Source organism: Butyrivibrio sp. WCD2001, from assembly GCF_000424485.1.
Classification (GTDB): Bacteria; Bacillota; Clostridia; order Lachnospirales; family Lachnospiraceae; genus Butyrivibrio.
In genome coordinates, this window is sequence record NZ_AUJZ01000030.1 from 1 (window position 1) to 22,929 (window position 22,929).

At 39.4% G+C, this 22,929-nt stretch carries 26 protein-coding genes and 1 pseudogene; 21 read left to right on the forward strand and 6 right to left on the reverse strand.

The annotated features are described in order from the left end of the window. The first annotated feature begins 330 nt into the window (after positions 1 to 330). From G630_RS22400 to G630_RS22415, 8 genes and pseudogenes are all read left to right on the forward strand, one after another. Positions 331 to 675, forward strand: a complete 345-nt coding sequence (locus tag G630_RS22400; protein ID WP_081668019.1) for an NUDIX domain-containing protein — start codon at positions 331 to 333, stop codon at positions 673 to 675. 67 nt (positions 676 to 742) lie between these two features. After that, positions 743 to 1,339 carry a hypothetical protein gene (locus G630_RS0116530; RefSeq protein WP_026499223.1) on the forward strand — a complete coding sequence of 199 codons (597 nt, stop codon included), beginning with the start codon at positions 743 to 745 and terminating at the stop codon, positions 1,337 to 1,339. 454 nt (positions 1,340 to 1,793) lie between these two features. After that, entirely contained in the window at positions 1,794 to 3,014 is a 1,221-nt protein-coding gene (locus G630_RS0116535; RefSeq protein ID WP_026499224.1) for an ROK family transcriptional regulator, read from the forward strand. A gap of 55 nt (positions 3,015 to 3,069) precedes the next feature. Further along, positions 3,070 to 4,605, forward strand: coding sequence for a sugar ABC transporter ATP-binding protein (locus G630_RS0116540; RefSeq protein WP_022761839.1), 1,536 nt, complete (start codon positions 3,070 to 3,072; stop codon positions 4,603 to 4,605). Between the two features lie 27 nt (positions 4,606 to 4,632). Then, positions 4,633 to 5,853 (forward strand): sugar ABC transporter permease, encoded by a 1,221-nt coding sequence (locus G630_RS22405; RefSeq protein ID WP_022761838.1) that lies wholly within the window; start codon positions 4,633 to 4,635, stop codon positions 5,851 to 5,853. Between the two features lie 101 nt (positions 5,854 to 5,954). Further along, complete coding sequence (locus G630_RS22410) at positions 5,955 to 7,178, forward strand: substrate-binding domain-containing protein (RefSeq protein ID WP_026499225.1); 1,224 nt, start codon at positions 5,955 to 5,957, stop codon at positions 7,176 to 7,178. A gap of 324 nt (positions 7,179 to 7,502) precedes the next feature. Next, a complete protein-coding gene (locus tag G630_RS0116560; RefSeq protein WP_026499226.1) occupies positions 7,503 to 7,919 on the forward strand; it encodes a DUF1284 domain-containing protein in 417 nt (138 codons plus the stop codon). A 568-nt stretch (positions 7,920 to 8,487) separates the two neighbouring features. After that, positions 8,488 to 9,152: pseudogene (locus G630_RS22415) on the forward strand (aldo/keto reductase); the annotation flags it as partial. A gap of 110 nt (positions 9,153 to 9,262) precedes the next feature. On the opposite strand, the gene G630_RS0116575 reads toward G630_RS22415, so the two are convergent. Then, positions 9,263 to 10,192 (reverse strand): DMT family transporter, encoded by a 930-nt coding sequence (locus G630_RS0116575; protein WP_026499228.1) that lies wholly within the window; start codon positions 10,190 to 10,192, stop codon positions 9,263 to 9,265. 162 nt (positions 10,193 to 10,354) lie between these two features. Here G630_RS0116575 and G630_RS24870 point away from each other — a divergent pair, with 162 nt between their 5' ends. The 7 genes from G630_RS24870 to G630_RS0116610 all read left to right on the forward strand — a co-directional run bounded on the left by G630_RS24870 (position 10,355) and on the right by G630_RS0116610 (position 13,864). Continuing rightward, entirely contained in the window at positions 10,355 to 10,507 is a 153-nt protein-coding gene (locus G630_RS24870) for a hypothetical protein (protein ID WP_155832016.1), read from the forward strand. Positions 10,508 to 10,833: 326 nt separating this feature from the next. Continuing rightward, positions 10,834 to 11,316 (forward strand): GNAT family N-acetyltransferase, encoded by a 483-nt coding sequence (locus G630_RS0116585; protein WP_026499229.1) that lies wholly within the window; start codon positions 10,834 to 10,836, stop codon positions 11,314 to 11,316. Positions 11,317 to 11,393: 77 nt separating this feature from the next. Beyond that, on the forward strand, positions 11,394 to 12,227 hold the full coding sequence (locus G630_RS0116590) for a class I SAM-dependent methyltransferase (RefSeq protein ID WP_026499230.1): 834 nt from the start codon (positions 11,394 to 11,396) through the stop codon (positions 12,225 to 12,227). Next, on the forward strand, positions 12,224 to 12,508 hold the full coding sequence (locus tag G630_RS25130; RefSeq protein ID WP_026499231.1) for a hypothetical protein: 285 nt from the start codon (positions 12,224 to 12,226) through the stop codon (positions 12,506 to 12,508). Before G630_RS0116590 ends, G630_RS25130 begins: the two co-directional genes overlap by 4 nt. A 72-nt stretch (positions 12,509 to 12,580) precedes the next feature. Further along, positions 12,581 to 13,129, forward strand: a complete 549-nt coding sequence (locus G630_RS23890; protein ID WP_026499232.1) for a hypothetical protein — start codon at positions 12,581 to 12,583, stop codon at positions 13,127 to 13,129. A 1-nt stretch (position 13,130) separates the two neighbouring features. After that, positions 13,131 to 13,580 (forward strand): DUF3795 domain-containing protein, encoded by a 450-nt coding sequence (locus tag G630_RS25135; RefSeq protein ID WP_022761827.1) that lies wholly within the window; start codon positions 13,131 to 13,133, stop codon positions 13,578 to 13,580. Positions 13,581 to 13,582: 2 nt separating this feature from the next. Next, the gene (locus G630_RS0116610) at positions 13,583 to 13,864 is read left to right on the forward strand and encodes a hypothetical protein (RefSeq protein ID WP_026499233.1); all 282 of its coding nucleotides are present in this window, start codon (positions 13,583 to 13,585) and stop codon (positions 13,862 to 13,864) included. On the opposite strand, the gene G630_RS0116615 is transcribed toward G630_RS0116610, so the two are convergent. From G630_RS0116615 to G630_RS25765, 4 genes are read right to left on the reverse strand one after another with little or no spacing between them, the layout of a single operon-like run. Beyond that, on the reverse strand, positions 13,859 to 14,716 hold the full coding sequence (locus G630_RS0116615; protein ID WP_049946270.1) for an SDR family NAD(P)-dependent oxidoreductase: 858 nt from the start codon (positions 14,714 to 14,716) through the stop codon (positions 13,859 to 13,861). The genes G630_RS0116610 and G630_RS0116615 overlap by 6 nt on opposite strands. Before the next feature lie 23 nt (positions 14,717 to 14,739). Then, positions 14,740 to 15,660 (reverse strand): magnesium transporter CorA family protein, encoded by a 921-nt coding sequence (locus G630_RS0116620; RefSeq protein ID WP_081668023.1) that lies wholly within the window; start codon positions 15,658 to 15,660, stop codon positions 14,740 to 14,742. A gap of 57 nt (positions 15,661 to 15,717) precedes the next feature. Then, positions 15,718 to 16,140, reverse strand: coding sequence for a MarR family winged helix-turn-helix transcriptional regulator (locus G630_RS0116625; protein ID WP_026499236.1), 423 nt, complete (start codon positions 16,138 to 16,140; stop codon positions 15,718 to 15,720). A gap of 30 nt (positions 16,141 to 16,170) precedes the next feature. Beyond that, positions 16,171 to 16,650, reverse strand: coding sequence for an HPr family phosphocarrier protein (locus G630_RS25765; RefSeq protein ID WP_049946271.1), 480 nt, complete (start codon positions 16,648 to 16,650; stop codon positions 16,171 to 16,173). Between the two features lie 275 nt (positions 16,651 to 16,925). Between G630_RS25765 and G630_RS0116640 the strand changes: the two genes are divergently transcribed. From G630_RS0116640 to G630_RS22430, 5 genes are all read left to right on the forward strand, one after another. Beyond that, on the forward strand, positions 16,926 to 17,114 hold the full coding sequence (locus G630_RS0116640; protein WP_026499238.1) for a hypothetical protein: 189 nt from the start codon (positions 16,926 to 16,928) through the stop codon (positions 17,112 to 17,114). 513 nt (positions 17,115 to 17,627) lie between these two features. Next, positions 17,628 to 17,804 (forward strand): hypothetical protein, encoded by a 177-nt coding sequence (locus G630_RS24880; RefSeq protein WP_155832017.1) that lies wholly within the window; start codon positions 17,628 to 17,630, stop codon positions 17,802 to 17,804. 305 nt (positions 17,805 to 18,109) lie between these two features. Further along, positions 18,110 to 19,534, forward strand: coding sequence for an AAA family ATPase (locus tag G630_RS0116655; protein WP_026499239.1), 1,425 nt, complete (start codon positions 18,110 to 18,112; stop codon positions 19,532 to 19,534). After that, on the forward strand, positions 19,524 to 20,225 hold the full coding sequence (locus G630_RS0116660) for a hypothetical protein (RefSeq protein ID WP_026499240.1): 702 nt from the start codon (positions 19,524 to 19,526) through the stop codon (positions 20,223 to 20,225). Before G630_RS0116655 ends, G630_RS0116660 begins: the two co-directional genes overlap by 11 nt. Positions 20,226 to 20,394: 169 nt before the next feature. After that, positions 20,395 to 20,682 carry a hypothetical protein gene (locus G630_RS22430; protein ID WP_044959620.1) on the forward strand — a complete coding sequence of 96 codons (288 nt, stop codon included), beginning with the start codon at positions 20,395 to 20,397 and terminating at the stop codon, positions 20,680 to 20,682. A 288-nt stretch (positions 20,683 to 20,970) separates the two neighbouring features. Here the strand turns inward: G630_RS22430 and G630_RS22435 are convergent, their stop codons facing one another. Beyond that, positions 20,971 to 21,804: a M15 family metallopeptidase gene (locus G630_RS22435; protein WP_242829954.1), complete on the reverse strand. Its 834-nt coding sequence runs from the start codon at positions 21,802 to 21,804 to the stop codon at positions 20,971 to 20,973. Between the two features lie 281 nt (positions 21,805 to 22,085). Between G630_RS22435 and G630_RS0116680 the strand changes: the two genes are divergently transcribed. Next, positions 22,086 to 22,929: serine/threonine protein kinase (locus G630_RS0116680; protein WP_155832018.1), on the forward strand; the 844-nt coding region annotated here is incomplete at its 3' end.

The following is a 22,929-nucleotide window of genomic DNA, read 5'->3' on the forward strand; positions in this document are numbered from 1 at the left end:
AAGGGCATTTGAGCTGATGGAACTGGAGATTGTTTAGGACAGAGTTGTAGAAACCTGGTGTAATCGGATTGTTTTCTTCGACGTAAAGGGTTATCATTGTCTTGCATGTTTTCGTACACTTCTGTGTACGGAGTTGCTAAGGCAGGATACCAAACTTTGGTCGGGGAGGGATCCTGCCTTTTATTGTCAGTAACTTTCCCATGATAACACAAAAGGCATGGCATTAAATAATCTGGCGTATTATGCACCAGAATAAATAAGTCCACACCTTTAAATAAAGTGATTCAAAAACAGAATTTAGAATGCAGGTAAAGTAACAAACAACAGTTAATGCAGCGTGATGAAAGAAAACACTTTGGAGGAATGTGGGAAGCAACCGCTGGAGGCTCTGCTTTGCAGGGAGAAGAACCAATGACTTGTGCTCAAAGAGAGTTACTTGAAGAAACCGGTATTTCTTCCTACGAATTAGTTGAAATTGGACGAGTACTGCATCATGGGCATAAGACATATTATGTAGATTACCTGTGCGTTACAGATATCGATAAAAACAGCGTAGTTTTACAGGATGGAGAAACTTCTGCTTATAAGTGGGTTACTGCAAGCGAATTACGAAAAATGTCCAGAGATGAGTTGGCTACGCAAAGGCAAATTAGTTTTATTGAGGAATTACACTAACAGACTGGAGCAGGAATAGGTTAAACTATGGAGTTAGACTGATTCATAGGGAAATGGGGATTATAAAATGACAGAAGAAGCTGGAAAACGAGCTATTGAGAAGGCACTATTATATTCTAAGCATGAGTGGTATGCATCAGAGAAAAATGTAATGCATGGTATCGACAAAAATGGGAGATATGTAGATACGCCGGATATTACATGGCGAGGTGAAGAATTCGATTGTGGTTGGTGGAAGCCGGGACAGCTGAATGTAGGAATTCCCTATGGATGGGGGAATGCTTCATCATTGGAAGAGTTTGACCTGGGTATTGTTGAAGGTAAGTACGCTGGAAATGTACCGGAAGATACATCACGATATGGAAGTCATGAATGTGTGGGTGTAGATTGCTCGGGGCTTGTAACAGTATGTTGGGAACTACCAAAGAAAATACGGGCTAGAGATATTCCCGAAATTGCAGAATTAATAGATATAAAGGATATTAGACAGGGTGATGTCTTTGCGATATCTTCGCATGTCATGTTGTTTAAGGAATTCATTAATAAAGATAAGTGTAAAGTTAGAATTATAGATTCAACCAGAAGTATTGGCAAGGTGTCTCAAAGAGAATTTTTATTAGAAGATTTGCTTTGTCAAGGATATCGCGCATATAGGAAAAGATAGAATTTTTTTAGATAATACATGGTGAAATAGCATGCAAATATTGCTTGGGAGTTTGTTTGGTTTTGAGAATGAAGATGTGATACAAATACAGGGGGCACAAATGTGACTATCGTTCAACTGAGCTGTGTGATACATGGAGTCGATTCATAATAATGGATTTTTATAATTTTGGTATGTACTAAAAATGTACATACCTTTTTTGTTTTAAGTTTAAATTCTTAATATCTGTTCTGTCTGGAATTAATATCTGCACGGTAATTTGGTTAACATAACGAATGAAAACCAAAATTCTTTGTGTAATAAGTTCACAAAATTTTAATGTTCGATTAGTGCAAGTATACAATACATACAATGAATAGCAATTTTTTGGTTGACTTAAGTAATAAATGTGCATAATATATTAACAAAGTTAATACATTAACAACGGAAACAAATTAATGGGGGCGTTAGTGAATTGGATAACAATCCGATAGTCAATAACAGCGATATGAATGAAGCTCACAGAGCGCAGTTATTGAAGATTATTCATCAAAAGGAATTACAAAACGAAATATGTTCCAGGGCAGAGCTTGCGAAAATGACGGGACTCACCCAGGCATCCATAACCAAGATAGTTGCATCTCTTATTGAGAGTGGAATTGTGTTAGAGACGGGTATTATCAAGGGGAGCGGAAACAGGCGTGCGATCGGACTTAAGCTTAATTCTGAGAAGAACTGTGTGATTGGGGTCAAGTTTTCAAGATATATGTACACAGTTGGTTTGTTTGATATATCAGGTAAGTTCTACAAACAGACTGAAGTCGAGTTTGACATTACGGATGATCCGAAGATAGTTCTTAAGGATATGAAGAAGCTGATCCGTGAGTATCTTGATAAAAACGAGAACGTTGTGGCAATAGGAATGGCGGTTCCGGGGCCTTATCTTAAAAATGAAGGGCACATAGCTGTTGTGTCACACATGATGTCGTGGCACGATGTAAATTTCCTTAAGGAATTTGAGAATGAATTCGATAAGCCATTTTTCATAGAACAGGATGCAAACGCCGGAGCTATGGCAGAGTGGTGGTTTGGTAATCATAAAAAGCCCATGAATACACTTGCATACTTCCTAATGGGAGAGGGTGTAGGTTCCGGAATAGTTGAGAATGAGAAGCTTTTATTTGGAAAACAGGGTGCAGCAAGTGAGGTTGGACATATTAGTATAGACTATCGCGGACCCAGATGTGAATGTGGCAATTACGGATGCCTTGAGCTTTACTGCTCTACACGGGTAATGCTTGCAAGAGCAAAGGAAGCTTTGCCATCAATTTTTACTGATAAAAAGCACAATAGAATTGATGATTACGATGTGATATTCGAGGCTGCAAGAAAAGGCGATGGCGCCATACTCGATATCATGAAGGAAATGGCCCAGTACATAGCCTATGGCTGCGTTACCTTAATAAATGCATATAATCCCGACATCATAGTGATAGGCGATGTCATTTCGAAAGCGGGTGATATTTTATTACCGCAGATAAAAAGAATAGTTGAGGAGAGAACCATTCCTGAGCTGTTTTCACAGGTCGACATTATGATGTCCGAATTAAGTGTTGACCCTACACTTTATGGAGCAGCAGCGATTGCTACTGACAGAGTACTGGGGAAACCCAGTGAATATCTTACGGCAAAATAATTCAGGATATGAATTCCTGATATTTTAGCAATATAAGGGGAGGTTAAAGGCGGCAATGAAAGAAAATCCTTTAATTCTTGAAATGCGAGGAATTACAAAGGTGTTTCCCGGGGTTAAGGCACTTTCAGATGTAACACTCGAAGTCAAAAGAGACTCAATTCACTCGATATGTGGTGAAAATGGTGCCGGTAAATCCACGCTGATGAAGGTATTGTCCGGTGTATATCCTTATGGGACATATAGTGGTCAGATCATCTTTGACGGGCGGGAGATGAAATTCCGTAATATCAAGGAATCCGAGCAGACAGGAATTGCAATTATTCATCAGGAACTTACGATGATTCCGGAATTGTCAATCACAGAGAATATTTTCATGGGAAATGAGCTGACAAATGGCGGACTTATCGACTGGACAGAGCAGCGAAGAAGGACAGTGGAGCTTCTTGACAAGGTAGGGCTGAATATCAGTCCTGATACGCTTATTAAGAACCTGGGTGTAGGACAGCAGCAGCTTGTTGAGATAGCGAAGGCACTTTCCAAAAATGTTAAGCTTCTCATACTTGATGAGCCTACATCAGCTCTTAATGAGGATGATTCGGCCAATCTTCTTGAACTCATGAGAGGTCTTAAGGAGAAGGGCATCACCTGTATCATGATATCTCACAAACTTAATGAGATTGCGGCGATATCTGATGCGGTTACGGTTATCCGTGACGGACAAACTGTTGAAAGCTATGAAGTAGTAGCCGGACAGGTGGATGAGAACAAGATCATCAGGTCGATGGTAGGTCGTTCGATTGAAAACAGATATCCGGAGCATAAGTCCAATCCGGGAGAGGTCATTTTCGAAGTATCAAACTGGAATATTGAGGATCCTGCAGTCAAGGACAGGATGGTCTGCAAAAACTCTTCATTTTATGTACGCTCAGGTGAAGTCGTAGGATTTGCGGGACTCATGGGAGCAGGAAGAACAGAGCTCATGCGTTCAATTTTCGGGCAAAACTACGGAATCTATAAATCAGGAACAATCAAAATAAAGGGAAAGAAAGTTAAGCTGAAAACCGTTCAGGCGGCCATAAAGCATGGAATAGCTTATGTGCCTGAGGATCGTAAGAATCTGGGACTTAACCTTTTGGACAGCATCAGAAAAACCATAGTTTCAGCCAACATGGACAAGATTCTGACAAACGGACTTCTGGATTCGACAAAAGAGCTTAAGGCATCTGAGGAGTACAGAAAGGCGCTTCGAATCAAATGCAAGGACGTAGGAGTTGGAGTAAGCACTTTATCAGGTGGTAATCAGCAGAAGGTAGTTCTATCAAAATGGATGTTTACAGAGCCGGATGTGCTGATACTTGATGAGCCTACAAGAGGTATTGACGTAGGTGCAAAATATGAGATTTACAAGCTGATACATGAACTTGCCGATCAGGGGAAGGCAGTCATAATGGTTTCTTCAGAACTTCCTGAGCTATTAGGGGTAGCAGACAGGATATATACAATTTTTGAAGGAGCTATCACAGGGGAACTGAGAGCTGAGGAAGCTGATCAGGAAGCACTAATGAAGCGAATGACAGTTACATCCGCTTAACAACAAATAGGGAAGAGGTTTAAAGTCATGAAATATATTAAGCAGGTTTTAGGGGAAGACCTTCGTCAGTACACCATGGTTCTGGCACTGGCTGTGCTGATTGTTGTATTCAATGTTATATCTGATGGAAGAATGCTCACTTCTTCCAATTTCCAGAATCTTTTATCAGGTAATGCTTACGTCCTTATTCTGGCGCTTGGCATGCTGATGGTTATCGTAATAGGTCAGATTGATCTGTCAGTTGGTAGTGTTGCCGGTTTCTCAGGAATGGTAATGGCTAAGGTAGCAAGTGAATTAAATCTCCCTTGGTATCTGGCAGTGCTCATTGCACTTGCAATCGGAGCACTTGTTGGTGCCTGGAACGGTTTTTTCCTTGCAAAGCTCGGTATTCCGGGATTCATCACAACACTGGGAAGTATGATGATGTTCAGAGGCGCAGTTATCTGGATATCTCAATCCATCTCAGTTCCCGCACCTGAAGAACTCAGATTTTTCGGAGCAGGCTACATGCCTGAGTGGGGACCTAAATTCACAGGAATGAATAACTCAACTCTTGTTTTGGGAATAATCGGTATTATCGCTCTTATAATCGTTGAAGTCAGAAAGTACAAAAATTCCGGACAGATCGCCGGTGCAAAGCAGCCTTTATGGGTTGTAGTAGCAAGAATAGTTCTGATTTCTCTGATAATAGCTTACTTTACCTGGCTCTATGGAACAGGAAGAGAGGGAACTTCCTTCCCGATACCGGGACTGATTCTCCTTATTCTTGTTATCGTTTATCACATTATTACACAGAAGACCAGATTTGGTCGTCACATCTATGCAGTAGGTGGAAATAAGAGTGCAGCAGCTCTTTCAGGTGTAAATGTGAGCCGCACATATTTCCTTACAATGATGAACATGTCCATGCTTGCAGCAGTTGCCGGAATTCTTTTCGTAGGAAGATCTACAGCAGCAGGTCCTGCTGATGGTAACCAGTGGGAGATGGACGCTATTGCATCAGTATTCATCGGTGGTGCAGCTGTTTCAGGTGGTGTTGGAACCATCATTGCAACCATGGTCGGTGGTATGGTTATGGCAGTTCTTAACAACGGACTTATGCTCATGGGTGTAGGTGCTGATAAGACACAGGTTATAAAAGGCCTTGTCCTTCTTATTGCCGTAGCATTTGATGTTTACAACAAGAAGGTAGGAAAAGCTTCTATTATAGGAAGACTCTTCCCTTCAAAGGAAGCAGCAAAGAACTGAGGATAAACAGGAATCTGTAAATTTGTAAGGCGTATCCGGCAGGTAGCGCTGCCTGCCGGCCTTAAATAGAAAAAAGGTTATATTTACCAAGGAGGAAAGTTATGCAAAAGAAAAAGATTATGGCAATGATGCTGTCTGTAGTTCTTACAGTAACTACACTTACAGCATGTAGTTCAGCTCGCGAGGGCTCATCAAGTTCATCTGATGAAAAGAAATCAGAAGCTACAACAGAAACAGCTACTGAAGCTGAGTCAACTGAGGAAGCAGCTGATACAACAGAAGCTACAGAATCTACAGAAGAGACTGCTTCAGATTCAGAGGCAGAGGCAACTCCTGCAGCTACAGAGGGCTTTGAGGAAGGTGCTACCATCGGCGTTTCACTTCCCTGGCTTGGAACTCAGAACTGGAAAGAAGCTGAGACAATGTTCAAAGAAGAACTTGAAAAAGCAGGATATAAGCCTATAGTTCAGGCAGCTGACCAGAAGGTTCCTCAGCAGCAACAGCAGATCGAGTCAATGATCGAGAACGGCGCTAAGGTTATCGTTGTAGGTCCTATCGATGGAACACAGCTTGGTAGCGCACTTGAGCAGGCTAAGGATGCCGGTGTTTATGTAATCGGTTATGACCGCCTCATCGAGAACACAGAAGCAGTTGACGGCGTAGTTCAGTTCGGTAGTGTTCGTACCGGTGAATTACAGGGACAGGCACTCCTTGACGGTCTTAAGAAAGAAAAAGGCGAAGGCCCTTACAACATCGAGCTTTTCGGTGGCGGCCCTGCTGATCCTAATGCTCCTAACTTCTTCAAAGGTGCTATGTCAGTTCTTCAGCCTGAAATTGATGCAGGTAACATCGTTGTAGTATCCGGTCAGACAGAGTTCACACAGTGTGCTACAGAGGACTGGGACAATGCTAAAGCTCAGAAGCGTATGGATTCACTTCTTGCAGGTAACTACTCCGATAAAGAGATCGACGGTGTTCTTTCTCCTAACGATGGTATCGCAAGAGCAATCGTAACAGCTTGTGAGGATGCAGGTCAGCCTAATCCTGTAGTTACAGGTCTTGATGCAGAGAATGAGTCAGTTGAATGGGTATGGCAGGGCAAGCAGTACTGCACAGTTGCTAAGCCTACACAGGATCTTGTTGCTAAGTCAATCGAGATCATCAACGACCTTAAGGATGGTAAGGGAATGCCCGCTACAGATGTAACAACAGACAACGGCAAGAAGGAAGTTCCGATCTATGAGCTTGATCCTACAGTTGTTACAAAGGACAACGCTAAGGAAGTTTTCGCAAACGATCCTGATCGTATGGCCCTTATGGACTAATAGTTTTTGTCATAAAAATATGAGTGGTACAGGTGTGTAAATGCCTGTACCATTTTTTTTGAGCACTTAGCAATGCTCTTCTCATCTCAGGCTTGTATTGAATAAAGAGATAAGGGACATCTGTTCTGCAGATTATGAGAAGATAAAGCACCTTGCTTATTCAGAGGATATGATCAGATGAAATTAAAGAAGCTTCGAAGCGCTGAGATAACAACCATATATCAGGAACGGCTGCATTGATACTGGGCTAAGGGTAAGATGCTTTGGAGTTCCATTCATAATACTTGTGCTGGAAAATAGCAGTATCAGGTCCAAAGAAAAGCTGTGGGAGATGTACCGGTCCTTTTACGGTGCAGTTTTTTCAAGGGGTATAGCGGAAAAGGATATTCGGAAGGCTTTGTCTCCAATATGGATATAGTTACAAAGCGCCTCCGCAATAATTCAGATGAGAAGGTGGAAATCATTTTTACAACGGACTGCTTATGTAGTGACTGTCCATCCAAAGTGTCAGAGGGTGTATGTAAAACAGATGAAAAGGTTCAGCGTTTTGATAAAGGAGTAATAGACGCACTTGGACTTAAAGAAGGAGTTTACTCATATCAGGAGCTGATCACCAAGCTTGATGAACATTTGGGTTCAGGAAAAGAAGATGAGCTGCTTAAAGCTATCTGCGGAGACTGTGAATGGTATCCGGTAAGTGCATGCTGGAGAAATATCAGGGATAAGAAATATGTTTTATGACGGGTATAAGGTGTACATGGAACGGTAGGTTCTGTGTACATTTTTTTGATGATGATGATCCGTTTTTGCTTTGGCTTAAAGATGAAGGCTTTAAGGTGGAGTTATTTGGACATAGTAACGTTGATAATGCTATATACGTGAATATCAATTCAAACCATGCGTTAAATGCGAAATGCCAATATATGCGATTATTATTCATGACAGTATTTGGCATTTATAAAGGATAAACAAAGGATTGACATTGTAAGTTCTATTTGAATAAAAGTTAAAAAGATGATCACATCCCATGATTTTTTGTAATAAAGTCATGGGATTTCTTATGTTTTTAGGGTTTATATATTTTTTATTATCTTGCACGAAAAAACCTATTGACCTGGAGTTAACTCCAAGGTGTAAGATGACCATATCGAGGCCAAAAAGAAATATGACATCGCTCTTGAAAAGATCAATTACAAGATCAGCAGATATGAGGCAGCATTAGAGACGGGAAAGCTTGAATGGATATAAGAAAGGAAAAGATATTCTTGTAGCGTGGTTATGATTATTGATTTGTAGGAGGGCAGAGACTATGGTGTACAGAGATTTTCAGGATATTAAACTATCAGGACTTGGTTTTGGAGCCATGAGACTTCCGGTTGTCAATGGTAATGATGCGGAGATTGACAGGGAGAAAGCAAAAAAATGGTTGATAGAGCTATGACAGCTGGAATCAACTATTACGATACAGCATTCGGATATCATGACGGTAACTCTGAGATAGTGATGGGTGAGATACTTTCAGGATACCCAAGGGACAGCTATTATATCGCAACAAAGTTTCCGGGGTATGACCTTTCAAATATGCCAAAGGTTAAAGAGATATTTGAAAAGCAGCTTGAAAAGACCGGGATGGAGTATTTTGATTTCTATCTTTTCCATAATGTGTGTGAGATGAACATCAATCAGTATCTTGATCCGAAGTACGGGATCTTTGATTATCTTATGGAGCATAAGAAAAATGGCAGGATAAAGCATCTTGGATTTTCATGCCATGGAGAGTATGAAGTCCTTAAGAGATTCCTGGACGCATACGGGGAGCATATGGAATTCTGCCAGCTTCAGCTTAATTACCTCGACTGGAAATTCCAGAAGGCTGAAGATAAGGTTAAACTTCTGAATGATATGAATATCCCGGTATGGGTTATGGAACCGCTTCGAGGTGGTAAGCTTGGAATAGTGTTCATGGAAGGGAAAAGGGACAGGCTGAAAAAGACCTTGAAGGCCTTCAGACAATGAGAGTTCTTGCCAGAAACATGTCCTTCCTAATGAAGAGCATAGCTCTAGGAAAAGACTGTGAAAAATGCTTATTTAGCATTCTTCGCAGTCTCTTTTGATGTAGCGGTATTTTCTTTTGAACCAAAGGTAATGAAGAATAGCATCATAAAGATAAGTCCAAAACCTATGGCATCGTAGATGGTGAATCTACTCTTTAAAACAAATGTTGAGATAAGGGCAGCTGTTATTGGTTCTGCAAAACTGTAAAGAATAGCTTTTTGTGGACCGATCTTTGAGACTCCGCTTATGTATAGGGTAAATGCACAAATATTACCGATAACGACAACAAAGAGTATTCCCAATATTCCCATAAGGTTTGGAATGTAATATATTTTCCAGGTTCTAAAAGCTATTCCCAAGAGTGCACCGCCAAGTAAAAATGACCATCCCTGAGCCACGATGACAGGAATGATATTTGTAATCTTCGGTGCAAGTACGTTGTATATCATTACGCAGAAAGCACTGCCGATACCGGCAATAAGTGCAGGAAGTGGTAATGAGATGTGCTTTAGATCACCATGTGTTGTTAACAGGAAAACACCGGTTATTGCTAAAAGTATGGATATGATTTCAAAAGATCTGGGCAATCTCTTTGAGGTCATGCATGTAAAGATAAGTATAAATATTGGTGATAGATCCTGAAGTATTGTTCCCATGGCTGCATTTGAAAGTTCAATTGTTAGAAAATATAGGAACTGACAGATACTTACACCCGCAACTCCATATATAATCATCCATTTTGCCATTTCTACAGATTTCCATGGCTTGAACACGGTATCTTTATGTCTTATCAGGCAATACAAAAGGATAAGTATTCCTGAAAGACCAAGTCTTATAGGCACGAGCCACCTGCTATCCATCTGCTGTACGGTAAAAAGGTACTGGCCCATTGATCCGGACAATCCCCAGCAAGATGCTCCAAGTAGCGTATATATTATTCCTTTTAGATTTCTTTTCATTGTGTTACTGCTCCTTGACAGAAAACATATATAACACAATCAGAATTCCTTTTCAATTTATCTTCAGGATAAAAAAATCACTTTATTTTTTAAAAAACCAAAAAATGTTGGTATTTCATATTTGAGAAAGATAATCAGAGATTCAAAAGGAGATTGTAAAAGATGTTTTTTAAGAAGATATTTGCAAGGATATGCGCAGGAGCGCTTTCGGGGACCCTTGTATTCTGTATGAACCCTTCGGATATGGGAGTTCAGAAAAACCAGGTGAATGTTCAGGCGCAGCATCTTGATGCATCTGGCGAAAAAAAACGATGATGAAAAAGGCGGCGAGTCAGAAGAAGTAAGTGATACCGAAGAAGGAACCTGCTCAATGCCGGCTTTTTTAATGCCCTTTTTAAAATTTTCAGAGTTGACTTATTATCGGAAATTTGATAACTTTAATTTTGTGTTACAAATCTAAAAGAAAGCGAGGTAATCAGTATGTTCATAATGACAAAGAGAAATGCAAATGAATACAGTATGATGACCTCGGTTTGTGCTTTCTGATTTTGGATTTTTAAAAGCAGTCTTTTAACCGTGGCTTATTAGTCACGGTTTTTCTTTTTTATCCACAACCCAGGTCTCCATACAATTATTGGTAGGTGGCATCCCTGATTGTCAATGATGAGCAGAAGAGATTTCTTGCGCCTCCTATCGGTATTCTTGCGAGAGGGTATGTTTACCGGGATTGCAATGCAAAGGTTTATGTTGTTGTTTTAGAAGAAAAGTCTGGAGAGTCGGATAGTCTTGAAAGTGATAATTCGCTTGGAAGTGAGAATGACAAAGTGAATTCTGACAAGGTTATAGGTGTGGCTCTTGTCCGGGAGTTTACGGATGAACCTCTTGGGTATGATTTGCAGCAGTTCATGATTGATAAAAGATATCAGGGAAAAGGCTACGGAACCCGGGTACTTATGCTTATTTTGGATGAACTGAAGAAGGAGCATCACTATGATCATGTAGAGGTGTGTGTGGACAAGGAAGATGCGCCTGCACTTCGAGTCTATGAAAAGTGCGGGTTTGTCGACTCCGGATTTATAGATGAGGATCTGCCTGATTCAGTGAATCTGATCTGCAGGTTTTGATGATCTGATTCTTGAGAATAATGTTAAAAAACTGAATGAAATACAATTTGATACATAAGAATATACTTGGAGGAAATATGAGTTATAACTGGATTAATGCAAAAGACTACACAATGAATTGTTTTCTGTTATTTGACCGCTGGGCTTTGAAATGGATATTTACGGATTGCAGTGCAAACGAGTGGTTCTCCTATGGAGACAGAGATTATAAGCTCGACATGGCGATGGCGCTTTACAGGTATCCACATGTGGAGTGGTACGTGCGAAATAAGGCGCCGGAATGCACAGAGTTTCTCGATGAGATTAAGAAGATACCCTATGGCAACTGGACAGAGGACGAGATGAAGGAAGCTGAGAGTGCGATTCTTCAGGCTCACGAGACCTTTGTTGTTTATGCTTTTCCGGAAGTAATGAATCAGGTCAACTATATTCGAAACTGGGATGAGAAATATTTATACGAGCTGGTTGACCTAACTGACAAAATCGTTCTGGACGTTGGATCCGGAACAGGGCGTCTGGCCTTTGCAGCGGCGAAGAAAGCAAAGAGAGTCTACGCCAGCGAGCCTTGCGACTGCCTGCGTGAATACATGAGAGACAGAATTAAGGCGGAAGAAATCTCTAACGTGAAGGTGCTGGATGGAGAGGTTTTGAGCCTACCTTATGAAAATGACACTTTTGATGTTGTTCTGAGCGGACACGTAATTGGCGATTTTTATGAGGAAGAGATTGCTGAGATTACACGTATCACAAAGGATGGCGGATGGCTTGTTATCTGCAACGGAGACGATGAGTTTAAGCGCACCGGACCGGACAGTGAGCTGACATCAAGAGGCTTTGAATGGCTTAGCCATGAGAGCATTGAAGGTGGGATTATTTATAATTACAGGAAACAGGTTAGAAAGGAAGTTTGAATGAACTATTTTGTAGAAGGCTTCGCAATTGGAACGGAGATAAGAATATCTTTGAGTGTTCCATTTTTCAAAACTTTGTTGAGGATATGATCTTGTTCCAAAAAGCAAGTGATCAACTGATTGTCGATTTTTATAAGGATGTTAGAGATGCGCTTTCCGGAAAAGAGTACAGAATAATGTATCTTCAGAGCGACGACATTTCATCTAATATCGACATAATAAGGAAAGAAAGGTCGGATGTATATGAATGTAGAATCCGGCAGTGTCTTTATTTTTTTTAGTCGATAGCTTTAAATCTGCCCGATTTTTGTTATGATAATAGGACAGATTTTTTATGAACGGGGTAAGAGCTGATGGAAGAAATATTTGATGTAAGCGATGATAATGGTTTTCCAACAGGGCAGCAGGTGACAAGATCAGAAGCGCATAACAAAGGAATTCCGCATAGAACAGCGCATACATGGATACTTAGAAAAAGAGGCGATTCATATCAGGTGCTGCTTCAGAAGAGAAGTGCTAATAAGGAGTCTTTCCCGTCGATGTTTCATCTTGATATGAACATGTATGGAACACTCGATAGTATTGTCGGGGCAAATACAGAGGATTCAGAATTCTATGAATATATTACAGAAGATATTTCTCCGGAAAATGTAAGTGAAACAGATGCAAATGCAGCATTTATATCACTTATAGAACTTCTCAGATCAGACCATGTGCTTGAGCCCAGCATGCTGCAAAACTATCAGATGTTCCAGCTTATAGCAGGATACTGTGACCTTGCTAAGGATATGGATCTGGAACTTGTAGAAAAATTTCTTGGGATGATAGATGATAACGAGATACTTGGGATGAAGGCTCAGGTTCTGCGTTTTCCCAATGGCCTTGGAAAGGGCGAAGAGTAATATGGATATCATTTACAAAGGTGAAAGGCTCAAATACATAGATGATTACTATGGAGACCAGGTATTATGGATAACCCGTCCAGAGCAGATCGGGATGGAACACATGAAGTTTGTTGGAGGGTATCCAAATGAGTATTGCATCTATATTTCAGAGCTGTCAACAGAAGAAAGAGCTGAAATACAGAGACAACTGCTGGGACAATTATCATATTGTGGTGTGGATTGTTCTGCATGCCCTGATTTTTTAAATAAGAAGTGCCCGTCGTGCAGGCATACGGAATGGAAGAGCGGAGATGAATGTATGCCTGTGAAGTGCTGCAATGAAAAGGGCTTCGATTCGTGTGCATCCTGTGATGGCTTTCCATGTGATGAGATGGCAGCTTTTTATAAAGAATCCGACAGCCACCAGTATGCATATAAGATAATGTCAATTCTACGAAGGATGCATTAGCATTGCAAAACGATGGAACTATTCTTGACAATGTACGCAGCGCTGTCAAGACAGAGGCTATAAAAGCCATCAGAGAAATGAGTGGCATGAACCGCAAGGACTTTGCAAAATGGCTGATCATGGCAATACTGATCTATACGGCAACCCATCAGCAATGGCAGGAGTTTGTAATAGCCTTCTGCATCGGATTTGCTTCTTATCTGGCAGCGAATGCAGTACTGGGACTGGGATTTATGTGTGAATGTGACAACATAGTACTGCATATAAATCCCTCCTCGTTATAGTCCGCAGTATTTCAGGCTCTTTTCCCAAAGTTCGTTCCTGTTTTCCTTAACATAGGAAAGCGCAGATGATTCTTTTATATTTGTACTACGGTCAAAATATTTACCAGAAATGTTACTGAACTGTTCATCTGTTGCTATCTGGAAAAGAGCTTCTGAAGACTTTTCAAGTTCTCCATATCTGTCTGGCATAGTTGTCTTTACCACAAGAGCCCTTGCCTTATCAGCATGGCCACCTGAGAAATTAGTTGCAGCCATAAATCCGGGATTAAAAGAGTTTACTGTAATACTATCCCCACTTTTTCTAAATTCTTCATCTAACTTAAGGGTAAGATAGATGGCAGCTAGCTTTGAGTAAGCATAGTTTTTCCTGTCGCCTACTGCTTCATAGGCAATATAATCTGCACCCTTCCATTCAATGCCTCCGGGAGGATTATGCATGTCACTGGTAACATTAATAATGCGACCATCTGCCGCAAAATGTGGAAGCAGAAGCTGTGTCAAAAGAAAATGGCCAAGATAATTGGTAGCAAACACAATCTCAAACCCTTCTTCTGTCATGCCGCTGTCTCTCATTGATGAAATACCTGCATTATTGATAAGTACATCCACAGTGCCATACTCATTTATATATTTATCCGCAAAAGCTCTTACAGATGAAAGTGAAGATGTATCCAGCTTCATGCTTACAATGTTTTCATTGCCAGTCGAAGCTGAAATGTCTGCCCTTGCTTGAGATGCCTTTACATCGTTTCTGCAGGCAAGGATAACTCTGTAATCACGAGATTTTGCAATCTTTTTGGCCGTTTCAAACCCAAGTCCTGAATTTGCACCGGTAATTATCACGTTTTTCACTGTCAAACCTCCTATAAAAAAGATTATAACCACTTTTTCTTTTTAAAGAACATGATCTCCCCGAGCACAATAGCCGCACTAATCAAGATCACAATGATGTAACTGCCCTGGTATTCCAGTTCCGGCATATATCTGAAATTCATGCCATACCATCCCACAATAACTGTCAACGGCATAAAAATGGTTGTAACTACGGTAAGTACTGTCATGATGTTATTCTGCTTTATATCAAGATGTGTTTTATATACATCACGCACCTGAATAGTATGATCACGTAGTGAAATGCACATATCCTTGAGGCGTTCTATTTTACCTGCAAACAGCCTGAAATACCTCAGGTTATCCTCTGAGAAGAAATGGTTCTCATTTTCTTCAAGTACCTCTGTCAGATCCAGCATCTGCTCATAATGATTTCTAAGCTCACGTATCGCACTTCTTATTTCATTTAGTTCTTCTACAGTTACTGTTCCGGTCTCAAGCTGAATTGATTCTTCCATATGATCCAGAACATCCTCATATCTTTTTAATAGCGCCTGATCGGATGAGATGATACAATCCAAAAAGTCATACATGAACCTTTCATAACTGGGCTTTCGCCACCTCTTAGCTACTGCAATCTTCTCTACTATTTCAGTCGCCGCAATTCCATCGTCAATAAAAACTATGCCTTTTTCATCCAAAGCAAATGCAAACGATCTGCCGGGTGATTCAAAATCATTTCTGTCGGGAATCCTGAATGTTCCTGTAATAGAGTCATAATTTACATCTGCCTTTGTCATCATAATTTCCTGGACATCCGGCTCTAATTCAATTCCCATGTCAAACGACTCTGAACTATCCATCCATTCTGATCTGGTCAGTATGATTACATAAGGATTGTGGCCATTCTTCACTTCTTCTAAATGACACCTCGTCAATTGCTCACTGATCATGTAACAAATCATTGGCTTATCCTCCTTCGTCCTTATGGTACTGTCTCCCGACACTAGAAGGCTTTAGCCTTAATTGTTCAGGTCAAGTACCTTTTTTAGTAGCCTTATCAATTCTTTGGTCTCGTCGCCCTGCAGGTTTTTAGTCATCTCTTTTTCAATATCTGTTCCAACTGCTTCCAGCTCCTTTTGTTGTGCGTATGCTTCCTTAGTTGGAACGATATACCTGCTCCTTGTATTATTGGGATTGGTCCTATACTCTATAAATCCCTTTTTCTCAAGATTCTGTACAATACCGATGGTCGTAGGATGTGACATTGAATAAAATTTCTCAAGGTCAACAATCCTGACTCCATTGTCTGCCTCTTCAAACAGATATTTCATAACTTTATATTGCGCACCGGTCAGCTCAAACTTTTCCAAATATGAATTACATACTCTGTCAAACTCAAGGGATGCCTTTTTTATCAATATCGCTGCTTTGTCTATATTCATGACTGTTCTTCTCCTGTTCTGGTTCTAATATTATCCTGCATGCTTTTCCAAAAACGATATCAGTTCAGGGTTGTCACCATAAAAGCTTACCTGAAGTGCATTTCTAAAATCCAAAGCCATTACGCCTAAGATCGATTTTGCATCCAGCAGGATATGACCGCTGGAAATGTTTACATCAAAGTCGCAATCATTTGCCAGTTTTACTAATTTCCTGGCATCTTCAATATTTAGTTTTATATTGTTTATTACATTCTCATTCATAAATCGCACCTCTTTAATCATCGTAGGATACGACGTTATTGTATGGTAGGATACGACGAATGTCAAGTCTATTGCAACAGAAAAGCACTGTAGTTTATACAGCGTTTCTTTTATCAGCATGGAAATGTTCAGAATCAGGGCACCCTCAATAAGGCTCTTAGAAGAATCATAAGAGACTGCAATCAGAAAGTTCTTGATAATAGAAAAGGAAATGAGAAAGTAGTCCTTCTCCCCAACTTCAGCTGTCATACCTTAAGACACACATTTGCCACAAGACTTGTTTGAGGCCGGAGTCAATATAAAAGTTATTTAGGAGACCCTCGGGCACTCAGATATATCGACGACATTGGATATCTATACAGATGCGACCAGTGATTTCAAGAAATCTGAGATGGACACATTCGAAGATTTCATGAACAAGAAGAATAAGGAAGATAAGAACGGGAAATAATACATAGCGTCATGAGTTTGGTCATAGGACCAGGCACATGGCGCATTTTTATTGGAAGGGAGGAATTGATTGGATGAGTGGACATGAAGGAATCAAGGCAGAATACAGATATTTTGCTTTAAAGTTCCAACTTATACACCCAAATCCAGTGATGGCTTATATGATGCTCATTTCAACAGGAAAGAAGAAGTTGGACAAAGCTAGAAGCATCGTTATAAAGAAATTCTGTGAGCCGTATTGCTGGGAAAACAGACATAGGTAAATCTATAAATTTTAGAATTACTTCATGATTTATGGGGTATAATGAAACTGAGATAACACATTCTCAGGTATTAGATGATGGTCGGGTAAAAGTATATATTCAGACACCAGTTGATGAAGGCTTTCATAATGCCACTTGCTATCTCCCGACACTTAAGAGCTTAGACAAGTAAAAGATTGATAAATACTGAGGATGCAGTAACCATGAGGGGTGTCTCCACACCCAATTTACACCCGTTCAAATTGAACTTTAGATCGTGGGTGCATTCGTTAATCAGATATTCTGTGATATTTAAAAGGTTTTATCAGTTAACAAAGTGAGAAAATCCTCCAAAATCGGACCAATTTTATCAGAGAACTCATGAGACAATTTGTGAACGAAAATAGAGGATGATCTCCTGTGAATTTAATAGTGATTTTTTACATAGAGCAATTTTCCAGCTTCGGAGAATTGCTCTTTTTTCTTGCCCGAAAATCGGGTTTGACCACTATTTCATTTCACAGGAGGAAAAAGATGAATTTCGAAGATTTCAAAGAAAACTTTTCAAGCGATGTAAAAGACACATTGGAGAGAAGAAACGGTATTGAGTACGAGGTGGATGCCAGAACAGTCGAAAAGATGAATTCAACGTATCGGCGGACTGGATCATTTTCGGACAGGATGATAAGGAACGAATGGAAAGGAAAATAGAGACGGATGAGATACTGAAAGCATTCTTTTCAATAAGGAAGGCTGCAGTTAGGAAAGTTGCCATTGAGCAGATCAGGGCTCTGGCAAAGCTGTGATTATAGAATTCTGAAGGCAATTTGGATGTCAATATGAGGTGTATATGAGATGGCATGTTATTTGACTTTGGGTAATCGACTATAAAATGTTACGACGAAAGCTGATATCGATACAAAATGTATCGAACGAATCATTCATATTGACATTTTGCCAAATGAGTGGTATTCTATCTATGTATCGACTTTTGTCAAAATTGGTGGAGGTGAAAGATGTCTAAGCTTGATGTAAGAATCACTGGAATATCCATTGAGAACTTCAAGAACGTGATATCAGGGCAGGTTGAATTAGTAAACACGAGGAAAGCATATCGAACTAGTATACTAGGGATATATGGGCAGAATGGTTCAGGTAAGACGGCGCTCATTGACGCTATTCTTCTGCTAAAATACAACCTTTGTGGCCAACGAATACCACCTATGTTTGCAGATTACATACAGGTTGATGCGGATTTTGCAAAACTCAGATATGTGTTTAGTGTGAAGAACAAAGAATGTGAATATGAGGTTTTTTATGAGTTTTGTATAAAGAAGGAAGAAGATGTTACCGGACAAAACTCAGATATTACTACGGGTACAAAAGAAAAGTATAAAACAGTAGTATATGATGAGGTTATCAGTTACTCCTATGAATCCAAATCAGAAAAGATGAGGAAATCTACACTTATAGATACAAGGACAGACGAGTTATTTCTTCCTGCTCCTAAGCGTGAATGCCTTATTGGAAATGATAAAAAGCTCAAACTTGACTTGTTGGTTACAAAGAGGGTTGCTTCGGCATCTTCCAGATCCTTTATCTTTTCCCCTGAGTTAATAAATAACATAAGAGCTAGAAGTAACAATAATCATGATACTGAGTTCCTTAGACATTATCAGATGATAGAAAGCTTAATTACCTATGGTAATTTTGAATTATTTGTTATAAACACTGCGAACTCAGGTGTCATTAGCATGAATGCCCTGCCACTTGCCTTTAAGTACGAGAAAGCACAAAAAGGCGCAGTTGGCAATATGGTTATCCTCCTTGATGGAACTTCTATTATTCCCGAGGAAATGCTTGAGCTTGTGAAAAAAGTCATGCAGGACATGAATATTGTTTTGGAGAAAATAGTTCCGGGACTAACTATTAGTGTAAAAGATCTGGGAAAAATTGTTCAGCAGGACGGTCAAGTTGCAAACAGAATACAGCTGATGTCGCATAAGAATAATAAAGAGATTCCTCTGAAATATGAGTCAGAAGGAATAAAAAAGATTGTATCAATTCTACAGTTGCTTATAGTAATCTATAACCAGACTTCTATTACGGTAGCCATTGATGAGCTGGATTCCGGTGTTTTTGAATATTTGCTTGGGGAAATCCTTAGGATATTATCGGAGAAAGGAAAGGGACAGTTAATCTTTACATCTCACAATCTCAGGCCATTAGAGACACTTGATAAAGGATTTATTGCATTTACAACAACAAATCCAAAGAATAGATATATTAGAATGAGTGGAGTTAAGGAAAACAATAACCTGAGAGATTTTTACTTCAGAGATATAGTATTAGGCGAGCAGAACGAAGAAGTTTATGATCATACGAATAACGCTGAAATAGCGCTTGCTTTCCGGGAGGCAGGTGAGATAAGTGGCTCGTAAGAAAATAGTTTTTGTAATAGTCGAGGGCCCTTCCGATGACAGTGCTTTGGGTGTAATTCTTAACAGACTGTACGATAAGAATACGGTACATGTAGAAATAACTCATGGAGATATAACTTCTGAAAGTACTGCCAAGCCGGAAAACATTGCTTCCAAAGTCGGAAATATTGTCAAAGCTTATGCAAAAGCAAATCATTTTAAGCAGGAAAACTTTTTGAGTGTCATCCATATCATTGATACGGATGGGGCTTTTATTCCAAAAGATCACGTCATAGAAGATGCTAATGCTGAAGAACCGATATATACGCTTCAAGAAATAAAAACGTGTAGACCTGAGCAGATAATAAAACGTAACGAGAAAAAAAGTGAAATCATGTTAAGGTTATCAGCACTAAATAGCGTATGGGTATCTGTGCCATATAAAGCATATTATATGTCAAGTAATCTTGATCATGTGCTGTACAATAAGCTAAATAGCTCTGATGATGAAAAAGAAGACGATGCATATACTTTTGCAATCAAGTATAGGGATGACTTGGAGGGCTTCCTTTGTTTCATAATCGATTCTGATTTTTGCAAGTCGGATGACTACAAAGAATCCTGGGAATTTATTCAGAAAGATCTTCATTCCCTGGAAAGATGGTCAAATCTTGGCATTTGCTTTAAAGAAATCAGAGAAGAAAGAAAATAATAAAAGTGATGAAAGCAGTCATTGAATGGCTGCTTTTATTATGTCTGAAACTCGGAATATGATGTCTGAACATCGGACGATTTTGAAACTGTTTCTACTATATTATATAAGAGTCTTAAGACCAACATCATATTGCTTTTGGTTTTCATCGTTTCAAAGGAGGGGAAAGATGGCAGCTGAAAATGATTTTCTACTTATTTATGCGGAATATGACAACGGCAAGAGGATCGACATCATATTTGAACACTATGATAACTTTCTTGAGCTGGCGGATATGTTTGAAGGACGGCTTTTCGAGAATATTAAGGAAGAGAAGGCTTTTAACCGGAGAGAGGCAAGAGGAGATCTTGGTATCAGGGTCCAGACCTCAGGGAAGAGTGATCCGACCTGCATGGAGGCGACAGGAAATCTGACCCTGATACAGGATATACAGGATGGGAACATCGATGATCAGTAGCTTCAGAAGAAGCTACATCTGCAGGCTCATCATTAGAGTTTGTTGTTCCTTCTGACTTTTCCGTCAGATCCTCTTTTAAGGTCGTATCTTTCTCGTCTTGTTTTGACGATGTCATTTCGGTTTTGTTCCATTGTCGGCACTAGTGTTTTTCATTAGTCCACAGCCATTTAATAGCATAGTTGCAGCCATAATAGATGCAAGTAGTCTAAGGGTATTCTTTTTCATGGTATTTCCTTTATTTATCAATCAATTTTTTGATTATGTTTTAGGTTTCCATAATTTTACTCACTATTGCACAACATTATTAGAATTTACGGAAAAGGTAAAATAAGTCGTTGGATAAGGTTCATTGTTTAATGTGAAATGCCACCATTCAGTAGAGATTCCCTTAAAGCCATGAGCTATCATGGTAGATTGTAACAGCTTTCTGTTTTTTAATTGCTCATCTGAAATTTTGTTGCTATCAGTGTGACTTATAATACCAAAAAAATCGAAAGGGCTTCCCATATCGACATCTTGTCCTGTACTGCAATCAAATAGCGTTAAGTCTACAGTGCTTCCGCGACTATGTCCAGAATGTTCAGAGATATATCCCTTTTTTATCAGTTCATTTTTTTCAATATCCGGATAAAAAATTATTTTCATTTTAATGTCATTATCATCCATTGCCCAGTTTTTAAAAAAAGTAACTGATTGTTGTGGCCTATATGCATCATAAATTTTTAATCTGTAGCCTTTTTGCAATAAATCATCACTTACTTCTTTTAGAGCCTCTGCAGCTTCTTTTGTAAGTAATGCGATAGGTTCTTCATATCCATCAATGCGTTTACCAACAAAATTGTAATTTGAATAATAACGAATATCCAATAATATATCAGGTATTTCATCAGCCAAAACTACAAAATCAGAGGAATCATCTGAGAACTGAATACTAGAATTTGATTTAGTATTATAAATTTTTTTGTTCATTGTATTTTCTACTGTCATCTGCTCATTTAGTAATTTTGAGTGTGCTTTTGCGCATATAGTTTGTTCTAAAAGCTGAAGTGACATAGCCATCATTAAAATAATTAAGATAAATCGACTTACTATTTGTGAGATATTGGCAGCATATTTTTTCATACTATTTACCTTTTTATATAGGTTATTAGTAAACATAATTTTTCATCTAAGTAATGTATTTTCAATAGTAGCACCTTAATTCTATCAAATATTAGATCATTTATGTATTTTGATATTAAAGAGGGCGATGAATTGAATGTAGAACCATATTGCGATAAAGATGCATGGCGTGGATTAATATTTAATGTTTACTCAATTTTTATCTATTTTTAATCATGTTTTTAGCGAATTATAGGATAATTAATATTGGTGGGATGTGCTAATTATCAGGAGGATCTGACTTGAATGATATAGATATTACTCATATTTGTCCAAATTGTATGAAAGACATGGGTGAAAGTAGTCATGTATGCCCTTCTTGTGGATACAGGGATGCTCAAACTGAAGAATCCAACACACATGCGCTGAAACCATACACGATTTTGCAGGGTAAATATTTGGTAGGGAACGTACTTGGTGAAGGTGGATTTGGAATAACATATATAGGACTTGATCTAAATTTGGAAATCCGGATTGCAATCAAAGAATTCTATCCCAACGGATTTGTGACCAGAGAGTCCGGTGTCACCAGCAAAGTTACAAATTATACTTCCAGTGATCGTCTTCAATATGAAAAGTGGAAAGACAGCTTTGTCAGAGAGGCAAGAAGTCTGGCAAAATTTTCGGATCTGCCGGGTATTGTTCACGTTAAGGATTTCTTTCAAGAGAATAATACTGCCTACATAGTGATGGAATATGTAGAAGGAGAGACTCTTAAAAGCCATTTAAAAAACTGTGGCGGAAAAATGCCTGTTCAGGAAACACTTTCAATGATGAGGCCGGTAATACAGTCTCTTGCAAAGATACATCAGGCTCAGATAATTCATAGAGATATTAGCCCAGATAATATCATGATACAGGAAGGCGGCAGCGTAAAACTTATAGATTTTGGTGCTGCTAGAGACTTTGGCAACGGTGATGACAGGAGCTTATCCGTATTGCTGAAACCAGGGTTTGCTCCAGAAGAGCAGTACAGATCGAAAGGTAATCAGGGACCATGGACAGATGTATATGCACTTTGTGCAACGATATACCGTTGCATAACTGGAGAAAAGCCTCCGGAATCCATGGAGCGCATGAGACAGG